General features: G+C 50.7%; 22 protein-coding genes and 2 tRNA genes. 19 read left to right on the top strand and 5 right to left on the bottom strand.

What is annotated here, in order from left to right:
- The coding region (locus tag H6A13_RS13415) for a putative PEP-binding protein (RefSeq protein WP_204908993.1) at positions 1–131 on the top strand (131 nt) is incomplete at its 5' end.
- Between the two features lie 31 nt (positions 132–162).
- On the opposite strand, the gene H6A13_RS07460 is transcribed toward H6A13_RS13415, so the two are convergent.
- The gene (locus H6A13_RS07460; RefSeq protein WP_204908988.1) at positions 163–1,137 is read right to left on the bottom strand and encodes a PD-(D/E)XK nuclease family transposase; all 975 of its coding nucleotides are present in this window, start codon (positions 1,135–1,137) and stop codon (positions 163–165) included.
- A 233-nt stretch (positions 1,138–1,370) separates the two neighbouring features.
- On the opposite strand from H6A13_RS07460, the gene yqeB reads away from it, so the two are divergent.
- From yqeB to H6A13_RS07430, 6 genes are all read left to right on the top strand, one after another.
- The gene (gene yqeB / locus H6A13_RS13500) at positions 1,371–2,879 is read left to right on the top strand and encodes a selenium-dependent molybdenum cofactor biosynthesis protein YqeB (protein ID WP_204908987.1); all 1,509 of its coding nucleotides are present in this window, start codon (positions 1,371–1,373) and stop codon (positions 2,877–2,879) included.
- Complete coding sequence (locus tag H6A13_RS07450) at positions 2,873–3,685, top strand: FAD binding domain-containing protein (RefSeq protein ID WP_204908986.1); 813 nt, start codon at positions 2,873–2,875, stop codon at positions 3,683–3,685. The genes yqeB and H6A13_RS07450 overlap by 7 nt, the downstream gene beginning before the upstream one ends.
- Positions 3,682–4,149 (top strand): (2Fe-2S)-binding protein, encoded by a 468-nt coding sequence (locus H6A13_RS07445; RefSeq protein WP_204908985.1) that lies wholly within the window; start codon positions 3,682–3,684, stop codon positions 4,147–4,149. The genes H6A13_RS07450 and H6A13_RS07445 overlap by 4 nt, the downstream gene beginning before the upstream one ends.
- The gene (locus H6A13_RS07440; protein WP_204908984.1) at positions 4,146–6,422 is read left to right on the top strand and encodes a xanthine dehydrogenase family protein molybdopterin-binding subunit; all 2,277 of its coding nucleotides are present in this window, start codon (positions 4,146–4,148) and stop codon (positions 6,420–6,422) included. Before H6A13_RS07445 ends, H6A13_RS07440 begins: the two co-directional genes overlap by 4 nt.
- Entirely contained in the window at positions 6,419–7,435 is a 1,017-nt protein-coding gene (locus tag H6A13_RS13495) for an NTP transferase domain-containing protein (RefSeq protein ID WP_338043032.1), read from the top strand. The genes H6A13_RS07440 and H6A13_RS13495 overlap by 4 nt, the downstream gene beginning before the upstream one ends.
- A 123-nt stretch (positions 7,436–7,558) precedes the next feature.
- Entirely contained in the window at positions 7,559–8,596 is a 1,038-nt protein-coding gene (locus tag H6A13_RS07430) for a coiled-coil domain-containing protein (protein WP_204908983.1), read from the top strand.
- A gap of 105 nt (positions 8,597–8,701) precedes the next feature.
- On the opposite strand, the gene H6A13_RS07425 is transcribed toward H6A13_RS07430, so the two are convergent.
- Both H6A13_RS07425 and H6A13_RS07420 read right to left on the bottom strand, forming a co-directional pair.
- Positions 8,702–8,784, bottom strand: a tRNA-Leu gene (locus tag H6A13_RS07425).
- Between the two features lie 101 nt (positions 8,785–8,885).
- Positions 8,886–10,007, bottom strand: coding sequence for a DUF4317 domain-containing protein (locus H6A13_RS07420; protein ID WP_204908982.1), 1,122 nt, complete (start codon positions 10,005–10,007; stop codon positions 8,886–8,888).
- Positions 10,008–10,156: 149 nt separating this feature from the next.
- On the opposite strand from H6A13_RS07420, the gene sdaAB reads away from it, so the two are divergent.
- The 4 genes from sdaAB to H6A13_RS07400 are packed head-to-tail and all read left to right on the top strand — an operon-like array spanning position 10,157 to position 13,038.
- Entirely contained in the window at positions 10,157–10,825 is a 669-nt protein-coding gene (sdaAB, locus tag H6A13_RS07415; protein WP_204908981.1) for an L-serine ammonia-lyase, iron-sulfur-dependent subunit beta, read from the top strand.
- Positions 10,826–10,855: 30 nt separating this feature from the next.
- Entirely contained in the window at positions 10,856–11,731 is an 876-nt protein-coding gene (gene sdaAA / locus H6A13_RS07410) for an L-serine ammonia-lyase, iron-sulfur-dependent, subunit alpha (protein ID WP_204908980.1), read from the top strand.
- A 30-nt stretch (positions 11,732–11,761) separates the two neighbouring features.
- A complete protein-coding gene (gene prdD, locus H6A13_RS07405) occupies positions 11,762–12,517 on the top strand; it encodes a proline reductase cluster protein PrdD (RefSeq protein ID WP_204908979.1) in 756 nt (251 codons plus the stop codon).
- Positions 12,518–12,552: 35 nt separating this feature from the next.
- Entirely contained in the window at positions 12,553–13,038 is a 486-nt protein-coding gene (locus H6A13_RS07400) for a glycine/sarcosine/betaine reductase component B subunit (protein ID WP_204908978.1), read from the top strand.
- On the opposite strand, the gene H6A13_RS07395 is transcribed toward H6A13_RS07400, so the two are convergent.
- Complete coding sequence (locus tag H6A13_RS07395; RefSeq protein WP_204908977.1) at positions 13,035–14,075, bottom strand: substrate-binding domain-containing protein; 1,041 nt, start codon at positions 14,073–14,075, stop codon at positions 13,035–13,037. The genes H6A13_RS07400 and H6A13_RS07395 overlap by 4 nt on opposite strands.
- 263 nt (positions 14,076–14,338) lie before the next feature.
- Here H6A13_RS07395 and H6A13_RS07390 point away from each other — a divergent pair, with 263 nt between their 5' ends.
- The 8 genes from H6A13_RS07390 to H6A13_RS07360 all read left to right on the top strand — a co-directional run bounded on the left by H6A13_RS07390 (position 14,339) and on the right by H6A13_RS07360 (position 20,303).
- A complete protein-coding gene (locus tag H6A13_RS07390; protein WP_204908976.1) occupies positions 14,339–15,721 on the top strand; it encodes an ABC transporter substrate-binding protein in 1,383 nt (460 codons plus the stop codon).
- A 15-nt stretch (positions 15,722–15,736) separates the two neighbouring features.
- Positions 15,737–16,609: a carbohydrate ABC transporter permease gene (locus H6A13_RS07385; RefSeq protein WP_204908975.1), complete on the top strand. Its 873-nt coding sequence runs from the start codon at positions 15,737–15,739 to the stop codon at positions 16,607–16,609.
- The gene (locus tag H6A13_RS07380; protein ID WP_204908974.1) at positions 16,609–17,469 is read left to right on the top strand and encodes a carbohydrate ABC transporter permease; all 861 of its coding nucleotides are present in this window, start codon (positions 16,609–16,611) and stop codon (positions 17,467–17,469) included. The genes H6A13_RS07385 and H6A13_RS07380 overlap by 1 nt, the downstream gene beginning before the upstream one ends.
- Positions 17,470–17,582: 113 nt before the next feature.
- Positions 17,583–18,923: a glycoside hydrolase family 32 protein gene (locus H6A13_RS07375; protein WP_204908973.1), complete on the top strand. Its 1,341-nt coding sequence runs from the start codon at positions 17,583–17,585 to the stop codon at positions 18,921–18,923.
- 97 nt (positions 18,924–19,020) lie between these two features.
- Positions 19,021–19,152: a hypothetical protein gene (locus H6A13_RS13410; RefSeq protein WP_275553046.1), complete on the top strand. Its 132-nt coding sequence runs from the start codon at positions 19,021–19,023 to the stop codon at positions 19,150–19,152.
- Between the two features lie 157 nt (positions 19,153–19,309).
- Positions 19,310–19,843: a helix-turn-helix domain-containing protein gene (locus H6A13_RS07370; protein WP_204908972.1), complete on the top strand. Its 534-nt coding sequence runs from the start codon at positions 19,310–19,312 to the stop codon at positions 19,841–19,843.
- Between the two features lie 4 nt (positions 19,844–19,847).
- A complete protein-coding gene (locus H6A13_RS07365; RefSeq protein ID WP_204908971.1) occupies positions 19,848–20,180 on the top strand; it encodes a hypothetical protein in 333 nt (110 codons plus the stop codon).
- Between the two features lie 52 nt (positions 20,181–20,232).
- Positions 20,233–20,303 (top strand) — tRNA-Gly (locus H6A13_RS07360).
- 70 nt (positions 20,304–20,373) lie between these two features.
- Here H6A13_RS07360 and H6A13_RS07355 read toward each other — a convergent pair.
- Positions 20,374–20,637: a hypothetical protein gene (locus H6A13_RS07355; RefSeq protein WP_204908970.1), complete on the bottom strand. Its 264-nt coding sequence runs from the start codon at positions 20,635–20,637 to the stop codon at positions 20,374–20,376.
- Positions 20,638–20,642 lie beyond the last annotated feature (5 nt).

Below are 20,642 nucleotides of genomic sequence, written 5' to 3'. Positions count from 1 at the left end.
GGGTGGGCATCTGCGGCGAACTGGGAGCGGATCCTGCGCTGACCGGAACATTTCTGGAGATGGGCGTGGATGAATTGTCAGTGACTCCGGCCAGTGTGCTGCAGATCCGGAAGATAATCCGTGCGATCTAAAATGATTTTCTGCTTTTTAACGATAGAGGGACTATCTGGATGATAATTCATTCAGTAGTTCCTTTAATTTTTGGATTTCCTCTTCCTGTTTATGAATGGTTTCCTTTTGTGCGTCAATCTCTTCCTGCATTTCATCAATCATATATTGAACTGTGTTCTTATCCAGTTCCTGCAATTCTTTTGAAAACATATCCATCACCCGCTCTGTATTCTGGCACAGCGTATAGATCTCTTCATAGTAGCAGCGAAACTGAGGATAAGAAAGAATCAGCTTTTCTATCATTTCAGGTTCATCTGTACTTAGAAATGTAAGCCATGCTTCCAACTGGTTTCTGATACCTTTATTGTGCAAAATCCGGTAGAAGATGTCAAGCGGGATGAATACATATTCCTGAAGCAGATCAATGGAGATGCCGGTATCTGACTGTTGGGAAAATCGATGAATATAATTTTCGGGAAATTGATGAAATTCAGACGTGCTTTTTTCATATAACACAATAGTGTAGACTTTTTTAATATCCTTATAACTGAAAGATTTTGATTTTTCATTCCGCATTCGTTTATACTGTCGAAGGAGAAGATCGGCAGAGTAACAGGCGGAGCGCTGCCCTGGAAATCGATAGCCGAGCTTTTGGACTTCAATATTGACGATACTTCCGGTCTCTAATTTTACAACCAGATCCATGACGATTAGAGAATGTTCGTCTCCGATACGTGGGGATTCCAGGGGAAGTATGTGGAGAATTTTAATATGTTCTCCGAGAATCAGTGAGAGTAGTTCTTCTACACGTCCAGGGGAAAGCTCGGGATTCAGAATTTCTTTAAAGACCGGGTCGTGTAATATATGAAGCCCTTTTTGACCAGTGCAGTATGCAAGAAAAGCATCCTGTTGGTCTTTGTCCCATTTTTGAAAAGCAGAATATAGATCAGGAGTTGTAGTAATTTCCTGTAGGATAGCTTCCCTGGTTCGGATCATAGGGAAATACTTTTGTAAGACAGATGACATAGGCAAATCCTCCTTGCAATATAAAATAAATGATAGAATGGTGATGGCTCCGAACAGGAGCATTTGGAAATAAAGATATTTAGTAGATAAGGAAATAAGAGTGACTCTGATTCCACTGAGAATAAAATAAGGATAGCATAAAAGAGTAAAAAGCGCAATCGAAAGGAAACCCTTGTGCCTCTTTTTCGTGGATGATATGATATTTCTATCAGAAGCGAAAAGAGGCACTTTTTATGTTGACAGAAAAGAACATGCGGGTGGTGGTGCGAGGAGGCGGCGACCTTGCCAGCGGCGTGATTGCAAAATTATATCACAGTGGATTTCAGGTGGTTGTTCTGGAGTGCAGGATGCCTGCAGCTATCCGGCGTACGGTTTCCTTTTCAGAAGCGGTATATCAAAAAGAGGTGACAGTGGAAGGGATCACGGCAAAGCTTGCGGATGAAGAAATCGTAGAAAGAATATTGGCGGAAGAGAAAATCCCGGTGCTTGTGGATCCGGAAGGGGACTGGATCCGCAGATGGAATCCGGACATTGTGGTGGATGCCATCCTGGCCAAGCGCAATCTGGGAACCCGGATAGAGATGGCGCCTGTTACCATCGGTCTTGGCCCCGGCTTTGTGGCGGGAAAGGACGTGCATGCGGTGGTGGAGACCAAAAGAGGCCACGATCTGGGACGGATCTATTACCGGGGAAGCGCCATTCCCAATACAGGAGTTCCGGGTGTGATCGGCGGCGTTGCCGCGGAGCGGGTTATCTACGCGCCGGCAGAAGGGATCCTTACAGGCTGCCGGACGATTGGAGACCTGGTACACAAAGGAGAGGTCATAGCCCGGATCGGAGACTGCCCGGTACAGGCTTCCATCGACGGGATCTTAAGAGGAATACTGCCGGACGGCTTTCCGGTAAAACAGGGGTTTAAGATGGCAGACATTGATCCCAGACTGGAGGAAAGAGACAACTGCCGGAGCATTTCCGACAAAGCCAGATGCATCGCCGGCGGGGTGCTGGAAGCGGTCCTGCACCTGCAAACCCTGGAAGAAGCATTTTCCCTGAGAAACATTCTGAAGATCGATCCGGGGAAGCACCGGCTGATCGCCGTTACCGGAGCCGGAGGAAAGACGACGCTGATCTATGAACTGGCAAAAGAACTGCGGAGCGCGGGATACCGGACGGTAGTTGCCGCCACGGCTCACATGTGGAAAGAAGGCCGTTATGGATTTACGCCCATCGGCGGCGGATATGAGGGGGACAAGATCACAGGACTTGCGCCCGGGGAGCCAAGAAAACTGCTGGATGAATATGATGTGGTGATCGTAGAGGCGGACGGAAGCAGGGGACTCCCTCTGAAATGTCCGGGAGACCAGGAGCCGGTGATCCCGGATGGAACGGATCTGGTGATCGGCGTAGCAGGTGCCACAGCCATCGGACAGACCTTCCGGGAAGCCTGCCACCGGTTTCCGGTTGCCTGCAGGTATCTTGGACGATCCCCGGAGGAAAAGATTACGGCAGAAGATCTGGCGGTTTGCCTGACCAGTGATGTTGGGCAGAAGAAACAGGTAGCCTGCGAATACCGGTATCTGGTAAATCAAGCGGAAGAGCTGGATGAAGAGACCAGAGAAGCATTATGCCATTTGCTGGAAAAGGGGAAAGATTACGGCGCGGCCGTATCATTTTTCCAGAAAAGATGGTACAATGATTCCACGATACAAAAAACAGAAGTCAATGAGGAGAAGAGATGCTGAAAATAAAGAATTATGTAAAAGCAGAAAGTCTGGAACAGGCTTATGAACTGAATCAGAAGCGTTCCAACCGGATCCTTGGCGGAATGCTCTGGATGAAGATGAGCAATGCTCAGATCCAGACAGCCATCGATCTGTCAGGGCTTGGCCTGAATGAGATTGAGGAGACAGACGAATCCTTCCGCATCGGATGCATGGTAACCTTAAGACAGCTGGAACTCCATGAGGGGCTGAATACGTGGTTTGACCATATGATGCAGAACAGTGTGAAGGATATCGTGGGCGTTCAGTTCCGCAATCTGGCAACGGTGGGAGGAAGCATATTCGGACGGTTCGGATTTTCCGATGTACTGACCGCGTTCCTTGCCCTGGATACGGAAGTGGAACTTTTCCACGCCGGGATCCTGCCTTTAAGAGAGTTTGTAACTATGCCAAGAGATAACGATATTCTGGTGCGTCTGATCGTAAAGAAGACGCCGGGCGCTTATGCGTATCTTTGCCACCGCAATGTGCGGACGGATTTTCCGGTGCTGGCGGCAGGATTTGCCTGCACCAAAGAAGGCGTGCGTATTACAGTAGGGGCAAGGCCGAAGAAGGCCATGCTTCTGACGGTTTCGGAAGATATGGCGGCAAAGATCCGGGAGGGCGTCTGTTCAGAGGAAGAGATTGCCAGGATCGCTGCTTCGCTGGCAAAGGAAGTCCCCATGGAAAGTAATCTGCGGGCTGGAAAAGAATACCGCAGCCACCTGGCAGAGGTTCTGATCTGCCGGGGACTTGGAATATTACAGGAGAGGGGGCCGAAGGAATGAAGATCAGTCTGATGTTAAATGGAACAAAGATCGAACGGGAGATCGCTCCGGATCTTCTGCTCATTGATTTTGTAAGGGAAGAAGGCTGCTACAGCGTCAAACGGGGCTGTGAAACTTCCGGCTGCGGCCTGTGTACAGTATTTCTGGATGAGAAACCGGTCCTGTCCTGTTCCGTGCTTGCGGCAAGAGCGGACGGGCATGCAGTGACAACGCTGGAAGGACTGCAAAAAGAAGCAGAGGAATTTGGCGCATTTATCGCCGACCAGGGCGCGGAGCAGTGTGGATTCTGCAATCCCGGCATGATCATGAATGCCATAGCCCTTTTCCGGGAGAATCCGGATCCGACAGAAGAAGAGATGAAGGAATATCTGGCCGGAAATCTCTGCCGCTGCTCCGGATATGAGGGACAGCTGCGGGGAATGAAAGCATTTCTGGAATATAAAAAACAGGGAGGTGCGGTATGAAGACAGTAGGTCAGCCGATCAGAAAAAAAGACGCCATGGCGCTGGTGACAGGCCAGCCGGTATTTACCGATGATATCGCGCCGAAGAACTGTCTGATCGTAAAAGTATTGCGAAGCCCTCATGCCAATGCCATGGTCCGTTCCGTGAAAAAGGATCTGGCAGAGAAGGTAGAGGGGATTGAAGCGGTTTATACCTGGGAGGATGTGCCAGATGAGCGGTTTACGCTTGCCGGACAGACCTATCCGGAAGCCAGTCCTTATGACCGGCTGATCCTGGACCGCCATGTCCGGTATGTGGGAGATCCGGTGGCAATCGTGGCCGGCCGGGACGAGGCTTGTGTGGATCAGGCTCTGAAACGGCTCAAAGTGGAGTATGAGATCCTTCCTGCGATCCTGGATCTTCACGAGGCGAAAGACAGCGAGATCCTGGTGCATCCGGAAGAAAACTGGAAGGCCCTCTGTAAGGTAGGGGCGGATAATAAGAGAAACCTGTGCGCCAGCGGCGAAAGCCATGACGGGGATGTGGAAGCTGTGCTTCAGGACTGCGAGGAAGTGGTAGAAGGCACTTATCATGTGAAAGCCAATCAGCAGGCCATGATGGAAACCTTCCGCACCGTCTGCTATCTGGATCCGTACGGGCGGTTAAATGTAATGAGTTCCACTCAGATTGTTTTTCATGTGAGAAGGATCCTTTCCAATGCCCTTGGAATTTCCAAATCCAGGATCCGGGTATTCAAGCCCAGGATCGGCGGCGGATTCGGGGCAAAACAGACGTCTGTATCCGAGATTTATCCGGCGTTTGTGACCTGGAAGACCGGCAAGCCTTCCAAGATGATCTTTACCAGGGAAGAATCCCAGATCGCGTCCTCGCCCAGACATGAGATGGAAGTCTCGGTCAGAGTGGGCGCGGACAGAGACGGCAGGATCCGTGCGATAGATGTGTATACCTTATCCAATACAGGAGCCTATGGCGAGCACGGCCCCACAACGGTGGGACTGTCCGGCCACAAGTCGATCCCCTTGTACGGGTCCCTGGAGGCCCATCGGTTCCGCTATGATGTGGTTTATACCAATGTCATGTCTTCCGGCGCTTACCGGGGGTACGGCGCGACCCAGGGAATCTACGCAGTAGAAACGGCGGTCAATGAACTGGCCGAGAGGCTTCACATCGATCCTGTGGAACTGCGGCTGAAAAATATGGTGCGGGAAGGCCAGATCATGCCCGCCTACTATGGAGAACAGACCAACAGCTGCGCTCTGGACCGCTGCCTGAAACGTGCGGCAGATATGATCGGCTGGAAAGAGAAATATCCCTGCAGGGATATGGGAAATGGCAAAGTAAGAAGCGTAGGTGTGGCCATGGCCATGCAGGGGTCTGGAATTTCCAATGTGGACGTAGGGTCTGCTACCATCAAGCTGGAGGAGGACGGAGTCTATGCGCTCTCCATCGGCGCTGCGGATATGGGGACCGGCTGTGATACGACTATGGCCCAGGTGGCTGCAGAATGCCTGGATTGCTCCATAGAGCAGATCATTGTCTCCGGGGCGGATACAGATACTTCCCCTTATGACTCCGGTTCCTATGCGTCCAGTACGGCCTACATCACCGGAAAAGCCGTAGAAAAGGCCTGCCGGAAGCTGCAGGAGAAGATCTGCGAAAAAGCGGCATCCATGCTGGGATGCGAAGTGGACGCCGTGGAATTTGACGGACATACCGCTGTGGACCGGACAACCGGAAAACAGGTGACCTTAAAAGAAATCGGCACAGCCGGACAGAGCGGCAATGCAAGAAGTCTTCAGGTAACAGAGACCAACAGTTCTCCGGTATCCCCGCCGCCGTTTATGGCGGGCATGGCGGAGATCGAAGTGGACAAGGCGACCGGCCATGTAGAACTGCTGGATTATGTGGCGGTGGTGGACTGCGGAACCCCGCTGAACCCCAACCTCTGCCGCTGTCAGGTGGAAGGCGGCCTGGCACAGGGCATCGGCATGGCGCTCTATGAGGACGTCCGGTATTCAGCCAGAGGCCAGATGCTGAACAATTCTTTCATGCAGTATAAGATCCCCACCCGTCTGGATGTAGGAACCCTGCGTGTAGAATTTGAAAGCAGTTACGAAGAAACCGGCCCCTTTGGAGCAAAATCCATCGGGGAAGTGGTGATCAACACCCCGGCGCCGGCGCTTACGCATGCGGTGGCAAACGCGACCGGACTCTGGATCCACGAACTCCCCATTACCAGTGAAAAAATCGCCATGGGGCTTTTGAAAAAATGAAAACAGCGTTGATTTATCTGGCGGCTGGAAACAGCCGCCGTTTTGGAAGAAATAAGCTGTTGTACGAGATAGAAGGCCGGCCCATGTACCGGCATCTCCTGGACCGTCTGGTCAGGATCGCAGGTACATTTCCGGATTGTGAAGTGCTGGTAGTGACCAGATATGAGGAAATCCGGGAAAGTGTGGAAGCGCTGCGGACAAACGGAGAGCCGGTCCGCTTTGTCTGGTCGCCGGAAAGTGCGAAAGGCGTATCCTATTCTATCCGGACTGGACTTCTGGAAGCCATCCGGCTGGGAGCGCGGGAAGCTGCATTTTTTGTGGCGGATCAGCCCTGGCTTACCGAAGCAAGCATGCGGGGATTTCTGCAGCTGATGCAGTCCGCCGGAGAAACGCAGGAACCCGGGCAGGAAGACGCGGCCACAGAGTGGCTTGGCTGCGTCAGATACAGGGACCGGGAAGGCAATCCGGTCTGGTTTGGGAAAGCATATTTTCCGGAACTTCTGGAACTGAAAAAAGAGGAAGGCGGGAAAAAGGTGTTCCGGAGACACCGGGACAAGGCCCGGTATTATGAGATACAGGACAGAAAAGAATTAGAAGACATCGATCATTTACAAGGAGGAAGCAGGATGAAGGAATATCTGACCGGGATCCAGCATATCGGGATCCCCACAAAAGACATGGATGCAACGGTGGCATTTTATCAGAAGCTGGGATTTGAGATTGCTTTTGAGACCATCAACGAGGCAAATGGCGCGAGAGTGGTATTTTTGAAGTTGAACAACCTGGTGATCGAGACTTATGAAGAAAAAGAGATCAAAATGGAATACGGCTCCATCGACCATCTGGCCATTGATGTGACAGATATCGAAAAGACTTATGAAGAAGTGTGCGCCCTGGGGCTCAATAATCAGCCGGACGAGATCCATTTCCTGCCATTCTGGGAAAATGGCGTGCGCTATTTCAAGATCGACGGGCCCAACAGGGAATGTATTGAATTCAGCCAGATGCTGTAATATATGACGCTGCCGTACACGCCGCAAAGATACGCGCCCGAGAAAAAGGATTTGCCAAGATCGTCCAAGTATGCTATTATGAAGAATACAGAAAAGAAGAAAAGATTCAATTTGGAGGTTTTTATGAAATTTCTGTTAAAGCATTGGCTGCAGGCGGGCGTTTCAGCGCTGTGTGTATCTGCGATGATCGTTCCCGGGTTCACGGTACATGCCACAGAAATCGACAGCATGGAACAGCAGTCATCACAGCTGAAAAATGAGCTCAGCGGCATCAATCAGGATCTCCTGGAACTGGGATCACAGATCGCGGATCTGGAAGACCAGATCAAAGAGACCAACAACCAGATCGAAGCTACGCAGGCTCAGATCGACATCGCAAAGAACAGCGAACAGCAGCAGTTTGAGGAAATGAAGCTCCGGATCAAATATGTCTATGAAAATGACAGTGCTTCTATGTTAAGCATGATCTTTTCCGTAGACAACATGGCAGACTTCCTCAACCGTGTAGAATTTGTACAGAATGTCAGTGATTATGATCGCGAGCAGTTAGAGGAACTTTGTACTCTTCGTGAAACCATAGAAGAGGAAGAGGCAAAGCTGCAGGACGAGAAAGATTCTCAGGAAAAAATGGAAAAAGAGCTGGCAGATCAGAAAGAAGAGCTGAATGCAAAGGCAGAGGCGACTTCCACAGATCTGGACGCGCTGTCTGACAAGATTGCAAGCCTTCGTGCAGAAGAAGCCGCAAAGCAGGCAGAAGCACAGAAAGCACAGGCACAGGCGCAGGAGACCAGCGGAAATAATAATGCAGGCACAGGCGGCAGCCAGGGCGGCGGTTCCGGTAGTTCTTCCTCCGGATCTTCCGGCGGCGGGAACTATATCATCCCGGACAGCGGCGGTGTGCTGACACCGGAAAAAGGTGTGGTTTATTTTAACGGCCACAGAGAAACCTATTACTCACAGAAAGTTCTTCCGGGACACGGGCTTAACATCCCCGGACGCCATGTGGCAAGCGACGGAACGATCCGTGACAAGGACGGATACATCTGCGTAGCCAGCAGCGACCACCCGAAAGGAACCGTAGTACAGACTTCTCTTGGACCTGGCAAGGTATATGATACCGGATGCCCGTCAGGAACCATTGATATCTACACAGACTGGTAAAAACTGAATAGAAATGAGATAAGGGACTGGAAACAGTCCCTTGTTTTTTTGGAAAAAAGAATACAAAAAAAGAACCCCTGATCAATCAGGGATTCTCATAAGCCATGCGGAGAAAGGGACTTGAACCCTCACAGGATTGCTCCCACTAGAACCTGAATCTAGCGCGTCTGCCATTCCGCCATCTCCGCTCGACAAAAAGTATCATACCATAAAATAATCTGTTTGGCAAATACTTTTTGCATTTTTTTGAAAATTTTTTTGCCGGATATTTGCCGGATGCTTTTCCTTCTTATGGATGGATTTCAATTCCGTTGACTTCCAGGTGGTCGTCAATGGCGATCACCAGACAGCGCCGGCCGTCAATCTCCCGGGTTTCCACCAGGTCGGAACGCTCCGGATTGACTTTGACGATCACATCGGGCGTTTCAATCTGGAAGGTGCGGGTGCTGGCGATGTTGGAGGCAAGCACGGTTTTCTGTTCTCCCATGACATCCTCAAATTCCCGGTCAAAGGCCGACATCTGCTCCTCGGACGCGCCGCTTCTTTCCAGCAGCCGTTTGATGTCGGGACGGGATAATTCCAGCGGCTCCGGCGCCTCTTTGGCTTCCTCCAGCATTTCATTCAGATTGTCGTGGATATTCCGGATGGTTTCATAATCACAGGAAGTTCCCAGAGTATCGCTGACAATGGCCTGGAAGGAGGTTTTCTGGTCGCCTGCACTCAGCGGGATCTCGCTTCCCAGAACATTGCTGATAAAGTCCGGGCTTAACTCTTCGGGCTTTTTGCTGTAGTAGAGAACCTGGTGGACGTTGGACGCCCGGTCAGTAAAGGCCGGGAAGAGGAATCCCTTCACGGGCATATCCACCACCCAGTCACGGATCCGGTCCTCGATATTGTTGGTGTGGGCGTTGTAGCTTAAGCCGGCTTTGCTTAAGTTCACCGGGCAGATGCTGCACATCAGGTGTTCATAGACCGTATCCGAAGCGTCGAACATTTCCTCGCCGTCGGAAGCTTTTCCGGGCACATCGTAGACCGCGTGGATCAGGATAATGTAATAATTTTCCGGGTAATCGTAGGATTCGATGACCTTATCATAAAATTCTTCCACCAGCAGATCGTCTTCCAGTCTGCTGTCCCGCAGCTTCAGGAGAAATTCCTGGGTGCCGCCGGAGAGTTCCTGTTCCAGGGGAAATTCCATGTTGATCATATTTTTCCCCAGGGTGCCGGAAAGGGTATGGCGGAAGATGTCAAAATATTTGAAAGCTTCTTCTTCCGGCAGGGAAAGAAAGGCTTTTTTTAATTCGGATTTTTTCTCTTTTTCGTGATCCACATAACAGCCGCAGATCCGGGTGATGGCGCAGTTTTCCGGAGTAAACTGCCGGCGGATCTCGAGAATCTCTTTTTTGTTCATAACATGCACTTCCTTGTCTGTGAAACTGTTCCGCAGCTTGCGGACGTGAAAATAGAATACCACAATAATTATACATTGTAAACGAATTGTCATTCTATTATAATAGAGAGTAGATACATGTCAAAATAAAGAAAAGAGAGGAAAAACAGATGGGAAGTATATTTGACATTTTAGGACCGGTCATGGTAGGACCTTCCAGCTCCCACACGGCAGGAGCAGTACGTATCGGCCAGATTGCCAGACAGTTGTTTGGCGTGCAGCCGCAAAAAGCCACCGTATATCTTCACGGCTCCTTTGCGGCGACAGGCAAGGGGCACGGTACAGACAAAGCGCTGATCGCAGGACTTCTGGGGATGAAGCCGGACGATATGCGGATTCCGCACAGCTTTGAGATCGCGAAGGAACAGGGGATGGACTTTGTGATCGAGAATAAGGATCTGAAAGGAGCGCACCCCAATACCGCACGGATCGTTATGGATGCGGAAGGGAAAAAGACGATGACGATCCAGGCTTATTCCATTGGCGGCGGACGGATTCGCGTCAGCAGCCTGGACGGGATCGATGTGAATTTCAGCGGCGAGAGCAACACGCTGATCGTGCGGAATGTGGACCAGCCCGGACGGATCGGGGAAGTTTCTGCGGCGCTTAGCAAGGAAAATGTAAATATTGCTACGATGACTGTTTTCCGCGATAAGAGAGGCGGATTTGCGGTAATGGTAGTGGAGACAGACCAGGTGGTTTCCGAAGAAGTGATCCACACGCTGGAGAGTAAGGAAGGCATCCTGAAGGTCATTTTCCTGAAGGCAAATGGAGCGTAGAGTCTAAGAAAGTGGAGGAGCAAGAAGCGTATGTCATATCAATCAGTAGAAGAAGCGTATGCAAGATGTAGAAAAGACGGGATCGAATTCTGGAAAGCCATCCAGCTGGAAGATATGGATGAGAACGGGATCACAGAGGAGGATTCCTGGAGAAGAATGAAAGGCATGTGGCAGGCGATGCTGGACGGGATCGCAGCCTATGAGCCGGACGAGATGTCTGCCAGCGGTCTGGTAGGAAAAGAAGGCGGGCTGATGGAAGCTTATCAGAAGAAGGGCGACACTCTCTGCGGTGATTTCATGGCCAAAGTGATGACCAACGCCCTGAAGATGGGCTGTAACAATGCCTGTATGAAGCGGATCGTGGCAGCGCCTACGGCGGGAGCCTGCGGTGTGCTGCCGGCGGTGCTGGTGACTTATTATCAGGAATATCAGGTTCCGGAAGAAAAGATGATCGAGGCTATGTATGTGGCAGCCGGCATCGGACAGATCATTGCCAACCGGGCATATCTGGCGGGAGCTTCCGGCGGATGCCAGGCGGAGATCGGTTCCGGATCCGGTATGGCGGCGGCGGCCATCTGCTATGTCAGAGGCGGCGCCCTGGAGCAGCTGGGAGACGCTTGCGCCATGGCATTAAAGAACCTGATGGGTCTGGTCTGCGACCCGGTAGGCGGCCTGGTGGAAGTCCCCTGTGTGAAGAGAAACGTAGGCGGCGCAGTCAATGCGCTGGCAGCCGCAGATATGGCGCTGGCAGGGATCGTCAGCCAGATCCCGGTGGATCAGACCATTGACGCGATGAAAGAAGTAGGAGACAAGATGGATGTAAGCCTTCGCGAGACCGGATACGGCGGTGTGGCCAATACGCCGGTGGCGGCAGAAGTCGTGAAAAGACTGGGGCTTACTCTGTAGTCCTGGAACAGAGAAAGAAGTGGTCAGATTATGGAAACAGGTTCCAGACTGGAAGTGCGCGCCTTTCATGTGACGGACGCGGCATACGGAGAAGAAAATAAGATCACCATAGACGGACATCTGACGGTATGCCAGGAGACGGCAAAAGAGATTCTGGAAAAAGAGCCGTTGATCAAGAGCATCGATATACGGATCATTTTGCCGGATGAACATCAGCAGCATACGAATACCATTATGGACGTCATTCCTTTATCCACGAAGGTACTGGGAAAAGTAGGAGAAGGTGTGACCCACACGCTGACAGGGGTATACGTTCTCCTGACAGGCGTAGATGAAAGCGGCAGGCAGGTGTGTAACTTTGGCGCAAGCGATGGGATCCTGGCGGACAAGATCGCCTGGGGAAGAGCCGGGACGCCGCTGGAAACGGATCTGCTGATCTCTTTTGACGTGGTGTTAAAGGAAAATACCTGGGCGGACCGGCCGGGACCGGAGGCGGCGCACCGGGCCTGCGACACCTTCTGCCAGATCTTCCGTGATCAGATGAAGAAGTTCAACGGATATAAATGCACAGAAAAGCATGTATTTCAGGAAACCTATGAGCCGGACCGCAAAGATGTATATATCGTAAAGGAAGTGTCCGGCCAGGGCGCGGTATATGATACCCGCATGTTTGGCGACGAGCCCTGCGGTTTTGAAGGCGGCCACTCGGTGATCGATATGGGATGCATGCCGGCGCTGGTTACGCCCAACGAATTCCGGGACGGCGTAATGCGGGCCATGGATTAAGCGGAAGTTGCGATGGATCAGAGGAGGCGGAAGCGATGGGCATTGGAACAAGCATGAAAGAAACGTCTCTGCATTATTACAGAGATCCTCTGGTGGAGATGGTTTCTGAAGACCAGGATGTAAACTTAAGAGGGATCATCATTGTAGGATCGCCGGATAAAAATGAAGACAAGCTGCTGTCTTCCGAGCGGGTAGGCGTTACACTGGAATGCGCCCGGGCGGATGGAGCCATTTTCTCCTGCAACGGGCTGGGAAATAATCACATTGATTATGCACATGCCATTGAAGCGGCGGAGAAACGGGGCGTCCCGGTGGTGGCTCTTAGCATGGTGCCGGCAAAGGATTTTGTGGTACAGAACGACTGCCTGGACGGCGTGCTCTGCTACTATAAGGCTTTTGAGAAAACGGGAGCCATGGGGGACGAGACCACTGTGCTGGCAGAAAATACAGTGAGCGAACTGGACGCAAGAAAGGCGCTGGCCATGCTGAAACTGAAAATGAGAAAAAAGGGGAACAGCTAAGGCTGTTCCCGCTCTGTGGTTGCCCGTCGGAATACTTTTGGGGCAATGACTTTGTGGACTGGTTCCCGTAAGGGAGCCGGTCTTCTTTTTTTGCGTTCATTCATCTGCTGCACCAGAAGACTGACCGCTTCATAAGCCAGTTTGTCGATCTGCTGTCCGATCGTGCTGATCGGGACCACGGCTTCTCTGGAAACAGGAGAATTGTCAAAGCCGACCAGGAGATAGTCGTCCGGCAGGCACCCGTATGTCCGGAAGAGAAGATTTAAAAAGGTGTTGGCATGCGTATCATTGGAGACAAAGATGCCTTTTTTCTGCCCGTGATACTTTTGTTCCAGTTCTTCGATGATCTTCTGGAGAAGTGGCTGAACCGTCTCGTAACTGTGGCCGAACTCCCGGAAGATCATTTCATGACGGAGGTTCTGCTCCCGGCAGCAGTCTAAAAATCCCTGGATCCGGCCGTAGCTTGGGAGCTTTGGGTCTGTGGGGGAGTTGATATGAAGCAGAATATCGCAATCGTGTTTTGCAAGAAGGCTTGCGGCCTGGTATCCGCCCATGTAGTTGTCTGTGTTGATGCTGCTGACAAACTGGTCCTCCCGTTCGATGGTCACGATAGGAATGGGAAGATCCGCCAGTTCCCGGGAAGGGATGGTGTGGCTTAAAATGATCATGCCCTCGATCTGATAGGCCAGAAGTTCCTGGATATACTGACGCTCGATCTCTTCATTTTCATTGCCTGTAAAGACGAGAAATTTATATCCGAAAGTTTCATAGGTATGTAAGATCTGATTCAGGACCTCCGCGTAATAGTGGTGATAGAGATCCGGGATCAGAAGCCCGATAAACTCCGTCTTGCCGCTGGCTAGGATCCGGGCTACTTTGTTTTCCTGATAGTTCAGTTTTTCCAGTGCATCGGAGATGATCTTCTGGTTTTCCAGAGTCAGGGAATCCGGATGGTTAAAATAACGGGAAATCGTTGTTTTTGAAAAATGAGTATATTTTGCAATGTCATCAAAGGTGACTTTCTTTTTCGGTCCCATGAGTTAAGCTCCTTATTCTTCGTTGTCACTTATTTCCTAAATTATAGCAAAAGACAAACGATCCCGCAAGGAAGAAGCGGTTAAGTAACCGGTTTTGTAAAAAGTAGATAAAGAGAGAAGTCGGGTTTCGGTAACAATTTACAAAAATCATATTTGTTAAAGCAAATGATTGACGGATTCCTGGAGGAGTGCTAAGATAAAACCATAAAGTAACCGGTTACTTTACCGGTTACACAACGAAAAAAGCTTAAGGAGGAGAAACTATGAAGAAACGATTTGCATCAAGAGTGCTGACCCTGGGAATTGCGGCGGCTCTGATGCTGACCATGCTGACGGGCTGCGGCGTCCGGTTTGGATTTGCAAGTGATCCGGATGACCCGAATGAAGAAGAAAAGACAGTTCCCATTGATACATCCATAGATACGTTTGAATATGATACGTCTCTTGAAGGAACCAGCATTACGCTTTTGAATTCCAAGGCAGAGATCCAGACGGCATTAGAAGAGATGGGAAAGGTGTTTGAAGAAAAATCCGGGGTGCATGTGGAGGTTATGCCTGTGACGGACGGCGATTCTCCCTACACAAAGGTGGTAAGCCTTTATAATTCCGGCACTCCGCCCACACTGATGATCCTGGATACTACGGACGTCATCGCCCTGGCCGAAGAAAAAGGCGAGGATCTGTCCGGCGAGCCATGGACCGCGCAGGCAGAAGGCTATCTGACTACGGTAAATGGAAAGGTATACAGTTTCCCACTCTGTATTGAGGGACGGGGCATCATCTATAACCAGAAAGTGATCGAGGATGCGCTGGGAGAGACCTTTGATCCGAAAACCATCCAGACGCAGGATGACTTTGTAGAACTTCTGGACCGGCTGGTGGATGCAGGGATTGAAAAACCCATTTCCCTTGCAAAGGACGACTGGTCTGTAGGAGCCCATCATCTCCAGTATATTTATGAGACCTATGACGGGACTTCAGACGGGGCGGCGGAAGCGATCGAGGAGATCAAGGCCGGAGACCTGGATCTGAACAAGTATGACCGGATGTCGGAATTCCTGGACATGTTTGATATCCTGAAAAAATACAACGTGGCAAAAGCAGATCCCTTAGGCGCTGACTATGATGAGATGGCCATCGACCTGGTAGACGGCAAGACGGCTTTCTGGTTTAACGGCAACTGGGCATGGCCCAACTTACAGGACGCAGGCGCAGAGGAAGACGAAGCATACGGATTCCTGCCATATTTTATGAATAATGATCCGGATGATTTTGCCAATCAGAAGATTCAGGCGTCCCCGTCCAAGCAGGTGATGCTGGACGGACAGGTGGCAACCGAAGAAGAGAAGGCGGCTGCAAAGGAATTTTTAAACTGGATCGTCTTTAGCGAGATCGGCCAGCAGATGCTGGTAAAGACCTGCAACATCATTCCGCCTTTCCAGAATAATCCGTATGAACCTTCGGATCCGTTAAGCAAAAATATCTATGAACAGGTACACGCAGGAACAACCTTCAATGCCTCTGCCATCGTTCCCAACGACCACTGGTCCGTACTGGGCGCCGCGATGCAGAAATACATGGCAGACCGGTGCGACCGGAAGGAACTGATCAGGGATATTGAGGATTACTGGGCAGAGCAGGAGTAAAAGGGAGGAAGAGTTATGAGAACAAAACATGGAGGAAAAGAGTTCTGTATGTTCGCCCTGCCGGGACTGTTTTGTTTCCTGGCGGTCGTGATCGTCCCGTTCATTTACGGTGTCTATCTGACGCTGACAGACTGGGACGGCGTGGCTTCGGTGAAAAATTTTGTAGGTCTTGAGAACTTCGGGGGCGTGATGAGAGACAGCCAGTTCTGGACCTCGCTGTTATTAACATTTAAATATGTTGTGTTTGTTGTGGTAATTGTAAATGTGATCGCGTTTGCTATTGCGTATCTTTTAACCAGAGGGATCAAGGGCCAGAACTTCTTCCGGGCCGGATTCTTTACCCCGAACCTGATCGGAGGTATCGTCCTTGGATATATCTGGCAGTTCGTGTTCTCCCGCGTCTTTGTCAGCATTGGCGAGACCACAGGCTGGAAGCTTTTCGAAGCGTCCTGGCTGTCAGATCCCACGAACGCTTTTGTGGCGCTGGTGGTAGTCAGCGTATGGCAGCTCTCCGGGTACATGATCCTGATCTATGTGGCCGGCTTTATGGGGCTCAATGAAGACGTAATGGAAGCGGCCAGCATCGACGGCGCCACGGGATGGGTTAAACTGAAAAGTATCATCCTGCCGCTGATGATGTCGTCCATCACCATCTGCCTCTTCTTAACCCTGTCAAGAGCATTTATGGTATACGATGTGAACCTGTCACTGACCGGCGGCGCGCCTTATGGAACCACAGAAATGGCGGCAATGCATGTATATGAGAAAGCCTTTACATCCAGACAGTTTGGCGTAGGCCAGGCAGAGGCACTGATCCTGTTCATCATCGTGGCTGTGATCAGCGGTCTGCAGGTATATCTGACCAAGAAGCAGGAGGTGGAAGCATAATGAAGAAATCGACAATCGGAGGAAATAAAAGAAAACTGGCAAATGCGCTGGCAATGATCGGCCTGATCATCGTGTTTATTGCATATATGTTCCCCTTCCTGATGGTAGTGATCAATTCTCTGAAGGAAAAAAGAGACATCATTAAGAGCCCCTTCTCCTGGCTCTTTACCATCAAAGGACTGTCCTTTGATAACTTTGAGAAAGCATTTACCCAGATGGACTTCTTAAATGCTTTTAAAAACTCCCTGATCGTAACCGTGTCTGCAACGGTACTGGTAACGATCCTGGCGGCGATGCTGGCCTACTATATTGTCCGCCATAACAATGCAGTGTCCAAGCTGACATTCGCGCTGATGGTGGCGTCCATGATCATCCCGTTCCAGGCCATCATGATCCCGCTGGTCAGCATTTACGGAGGAACCTTAAATATCCTGAATCACCGGCTGACGCTGATCTTTATGCATACCGGATTTTCCATGGCCATGTCGGTGTTCATGTTCCACGGATTCATCAGAGGAAATGTACCCATCGCGCTGGAAGAGGCGGCCTGCATCGACGGCTGCACCCGTTCCCAGACATTTTTTAAGATTGTGCTTCCGCTTCTGAAGCCCATCATTTCCACAATGGTGATCCTGAATTCCATGGCATTCTGGAACGACTTCCTTCTGCCGTCTCTGGTGCTGACGGACAAAGAACTTCTGACACTGCCGCTGTCCACTTATAGTTTCTATGGTACATACTCGGCAGATTATGGTACAATCATGGCAGGACTTCTGTTATGCGTGATCCCGATCATGATCCTGTATGTAGCTTTGCAGAAGCAGATCATCGGCGGAGTAGTGGCAGGAGCAGTAAAGTAGCGGATTGTGAGAGTGCGGAGCACGGAACAATCCGTTGGAATCAAAAGAATCACAAAATCAAAAGAATCACAGAGATTGCGAAACCAAGAAAAAGAAACGAGGCTTGAGACATCATGAAAGACAGCTTACATTTGAAGGCCCCGGGCGGCTGGATCAACGACCCCAACGGGTTTATCTACTATCAAGGAGAATATCATCTGTTTTACCAGTATTTCCCTTACGGGACCCGCTGGGGGACCATGCACTGGGGCCATGCGGTGAGCCAGGACCTGGTGCACTGGGAGCATCTGGGCGTGGCTTTGTTCCCCACCAAAGGGTACGACCGGAACGGCATATTTTCCGGAAGCGCGCTGGAAGTGGATGGAAAGCTGTACCTCTATTATACAGGAGTGAAATATCTGGAAACCAATGAAGAGGATATCCATTGCAGCATTCATGACAGCTTTGAGTCTTCCCAGGCCATGCTGATCTCAGAGGACGGACGGCATTTTGATAACTGGGGACAGAAGCGCCTGCTGATCCCGGTGATCCGGGATAAGGAAAAAGGCGATCCCAAAGACACCAGAGATCCCAAGGTATGGAGAGAAGACGGAACGTGTTACATGATCCTGGGAAGCACTTATCGGAAAAAGGTCGGAAGAGCCCTGTTTTTCAAAAGCCCGGACGGCCTTAACTGGGAATTTGCCGGGGAATGCCGGGACGAGGCCTTTGGAGAGACCCTGGAGTGCCCGGACATTTTCCGGATCGGAGAACAGTATGTGATCCTGGGCTCCCCCATGAACGTGACTGAAGCCGGGATCGAACACCGCCACCATGCAAAATGCGGGCTGGCAGATTTCAAGCTTCCCCAGTGCGAGATGAAGCTTCGCGGCGACTTCCGGTTTGTAGATTACGGTCTGGACTTTTATGCGCCCCAGACCGCCCTGGACGAAGCTGGCCGCCGGGTGATCATTGGCTGGATCCGGATGCCGGAGCCGGTGAAGGACGATCCGGATGGCCGGGGTCCGTGGATCGGCATGATGAGCATGCCCCGGGTGGTGGAGGTGGAGAACGGACATATTTCATTCCGCGTCCATCCAAATGTAGACGCACTTTACTCCAAAAGATGCCTGTCCCCGGACGACGTCCCGGAAGGCCATCCCTTCCGGATCCGCACATCCATGAAAGAAGGCGAGGCCCTGAATGTCTGTGGTTACAGGATCAGCGTGGAAGACGGCCGCGTGACGACCGACCGCAGCGAAGTATTTCCGGATCTGAAAAATTACCGCACCCGGGCAGAAACGCCGGAGACGGGCCGCGCAGAAAACACACTGGATATCTTCGTGTCGCCCCATCTGGTGGAAGTGTTCGTCAACAACGGGCAGTATGTGATCACCCATGTGGTATACGGATTAAAGAAAAAACTGGCAGGGAAAGTGGAAGAACTGCTGGTGGAAAAAGAATACACAGAATGATCTTTTACCTGGATTTGACCTTGCCTTCATTCGTTTCTCACAATCCTGTGCTAGACTGTCAGCAATGAGACTTTTAGAGATTGTGAGGTAGACGAGTATGCAGAAAGAACGCAGGAACCGGAAAAGGATCAAGGCAGATATGATGAGATCTTACTACATCATGGAATCAAAAGTAGACGCGAAAGCAAGGGAGATTTTCAAGAGAAAGCCTTATGCTGTGGCGCAGTAAAACGTAGACATTCAAATGGGGACGGGGGATTTTTAAAAATCCCCCGTCCCCGTTTACGTAAATTTTTTTGCGCAGGTTCCAAAGTGATTTGCTGGCAATTTGACAAAGGGTCTGGTATTCTGAAGGAAAGATAGTTTCTGAAAGGGAAGAATGCAGCATGGGAAAAGATGGAAATAGAGACAGCGCCGGCTCTCTTGGCGAGCGGCTGGTAGAACTTCGGAAAAAACACGGATACAGTCAGCAGGAGATAGCGGACCGGTTATCTGTTACCAGGCAGACCATCTCAAACTGGGAATGTGGCCAGGGAGCGCCTGCCCTGGATAAAGCGGCGGAACTGGCGGCCATTTACCGGATCAGCCTGGATGAACTGGCAGGGTTTGCAGGGGAGAGGGAAGCGCCGGGCGAAGACGCGCCGAAAGCGCCGGCCGTGGATCTTCATATTCTTAAGAAGCTGGAAGGGCGGCGCTGCCAGCTGGAATTTACGGAAGAGAATACAATAGACGCCGTGATGGACGGCCTGCTAAATAATGCCAATGTCCGGATCCTGGAAGTGGGAGAGCGCCGGGTCAGGATCGAATATGAGAGAAAAAAGGAAGATGCCATCTTTCAAAAGGAAACGGTGGTGCGGGAAGTGGAGCATTCGATGATCATCGGTGCATCTTTTGTGGAAGAAAATGAAAAGGAGAACTGATACTATGACAACTGCGTTGATGGTTTTGATGGTATTTTTGCTGGGATACGGGATATATTTTCTGTGTACGCATTTGGAAAAAGAAGAGAAGGACGCGAAAAAAGCGGCGCAGAAGGATGAAAATGGATGGTCGGAGATCCTGCCGGGGTATCTGGGACGGACCATCGAAGTTGTGGTAAAGGATCCCATGTTCGGGATCGGGGTGATCCACAGCCAGAAGGGTGTTTTGCGGGATCTGGACGATCAGTGGCTGGAAATGGTATGTGAAGAGAAAAAGAAGAAGATAATAAAGATCATCCGTCTGGATCAGATCAGCGGGGTCAAAGAGATCCTGTAAATTTTACCAGATATTTGCATTTTCTCTGCAAATGTATTATAATGACTTTCATGCAGATGTAGTTCATCGGTAGAACACCAGCTTCCCAAGCTGGGGAGGCGGGTTCGACTCCCGTCATCTGCTTGAAAAGAGCCGGAGGCATTGAAGAATCAATGTTTCCGGCTTATTTTGATATGGAAAATCCTACAGGCGCTTACTCTTCAATTACCTGGATCTCCAGATAGTCAAAATCAATGGAATCTACAAAATGGTCCTGGGTAAACCGGGCTTTTGCGTGCCGCTGGAATTCCTCGATGGTAGAGTCCAGCCAGATGGGCTTGCTTAAGTCAAACTGATAGCAGATCTCATCCAGCGCGTGAAAGATTTTATGAGTCCGGGTATCGCTGGAATCATCACAGATGACGGTGTCCCGGACCAGTCGGTTGTCTTTGAATTCTTTTCCCCATAAACGAAACATATGCT

Origin of the sequence: Mordavella massiliensis (assembly GCF_016902415.1) — a bacterium.
Lineage (GTDB): Bacteria > Bacillota > Clostridia > Lachnospirales > Lachnospiraceae > Merdimonas > Merdimonas faecigallinarum.
The sequence above is the reverse complement of the archived record's forward strand: the minus strand, read 5'-3'. Positions and strand labels throughout refer to the sequence as shown.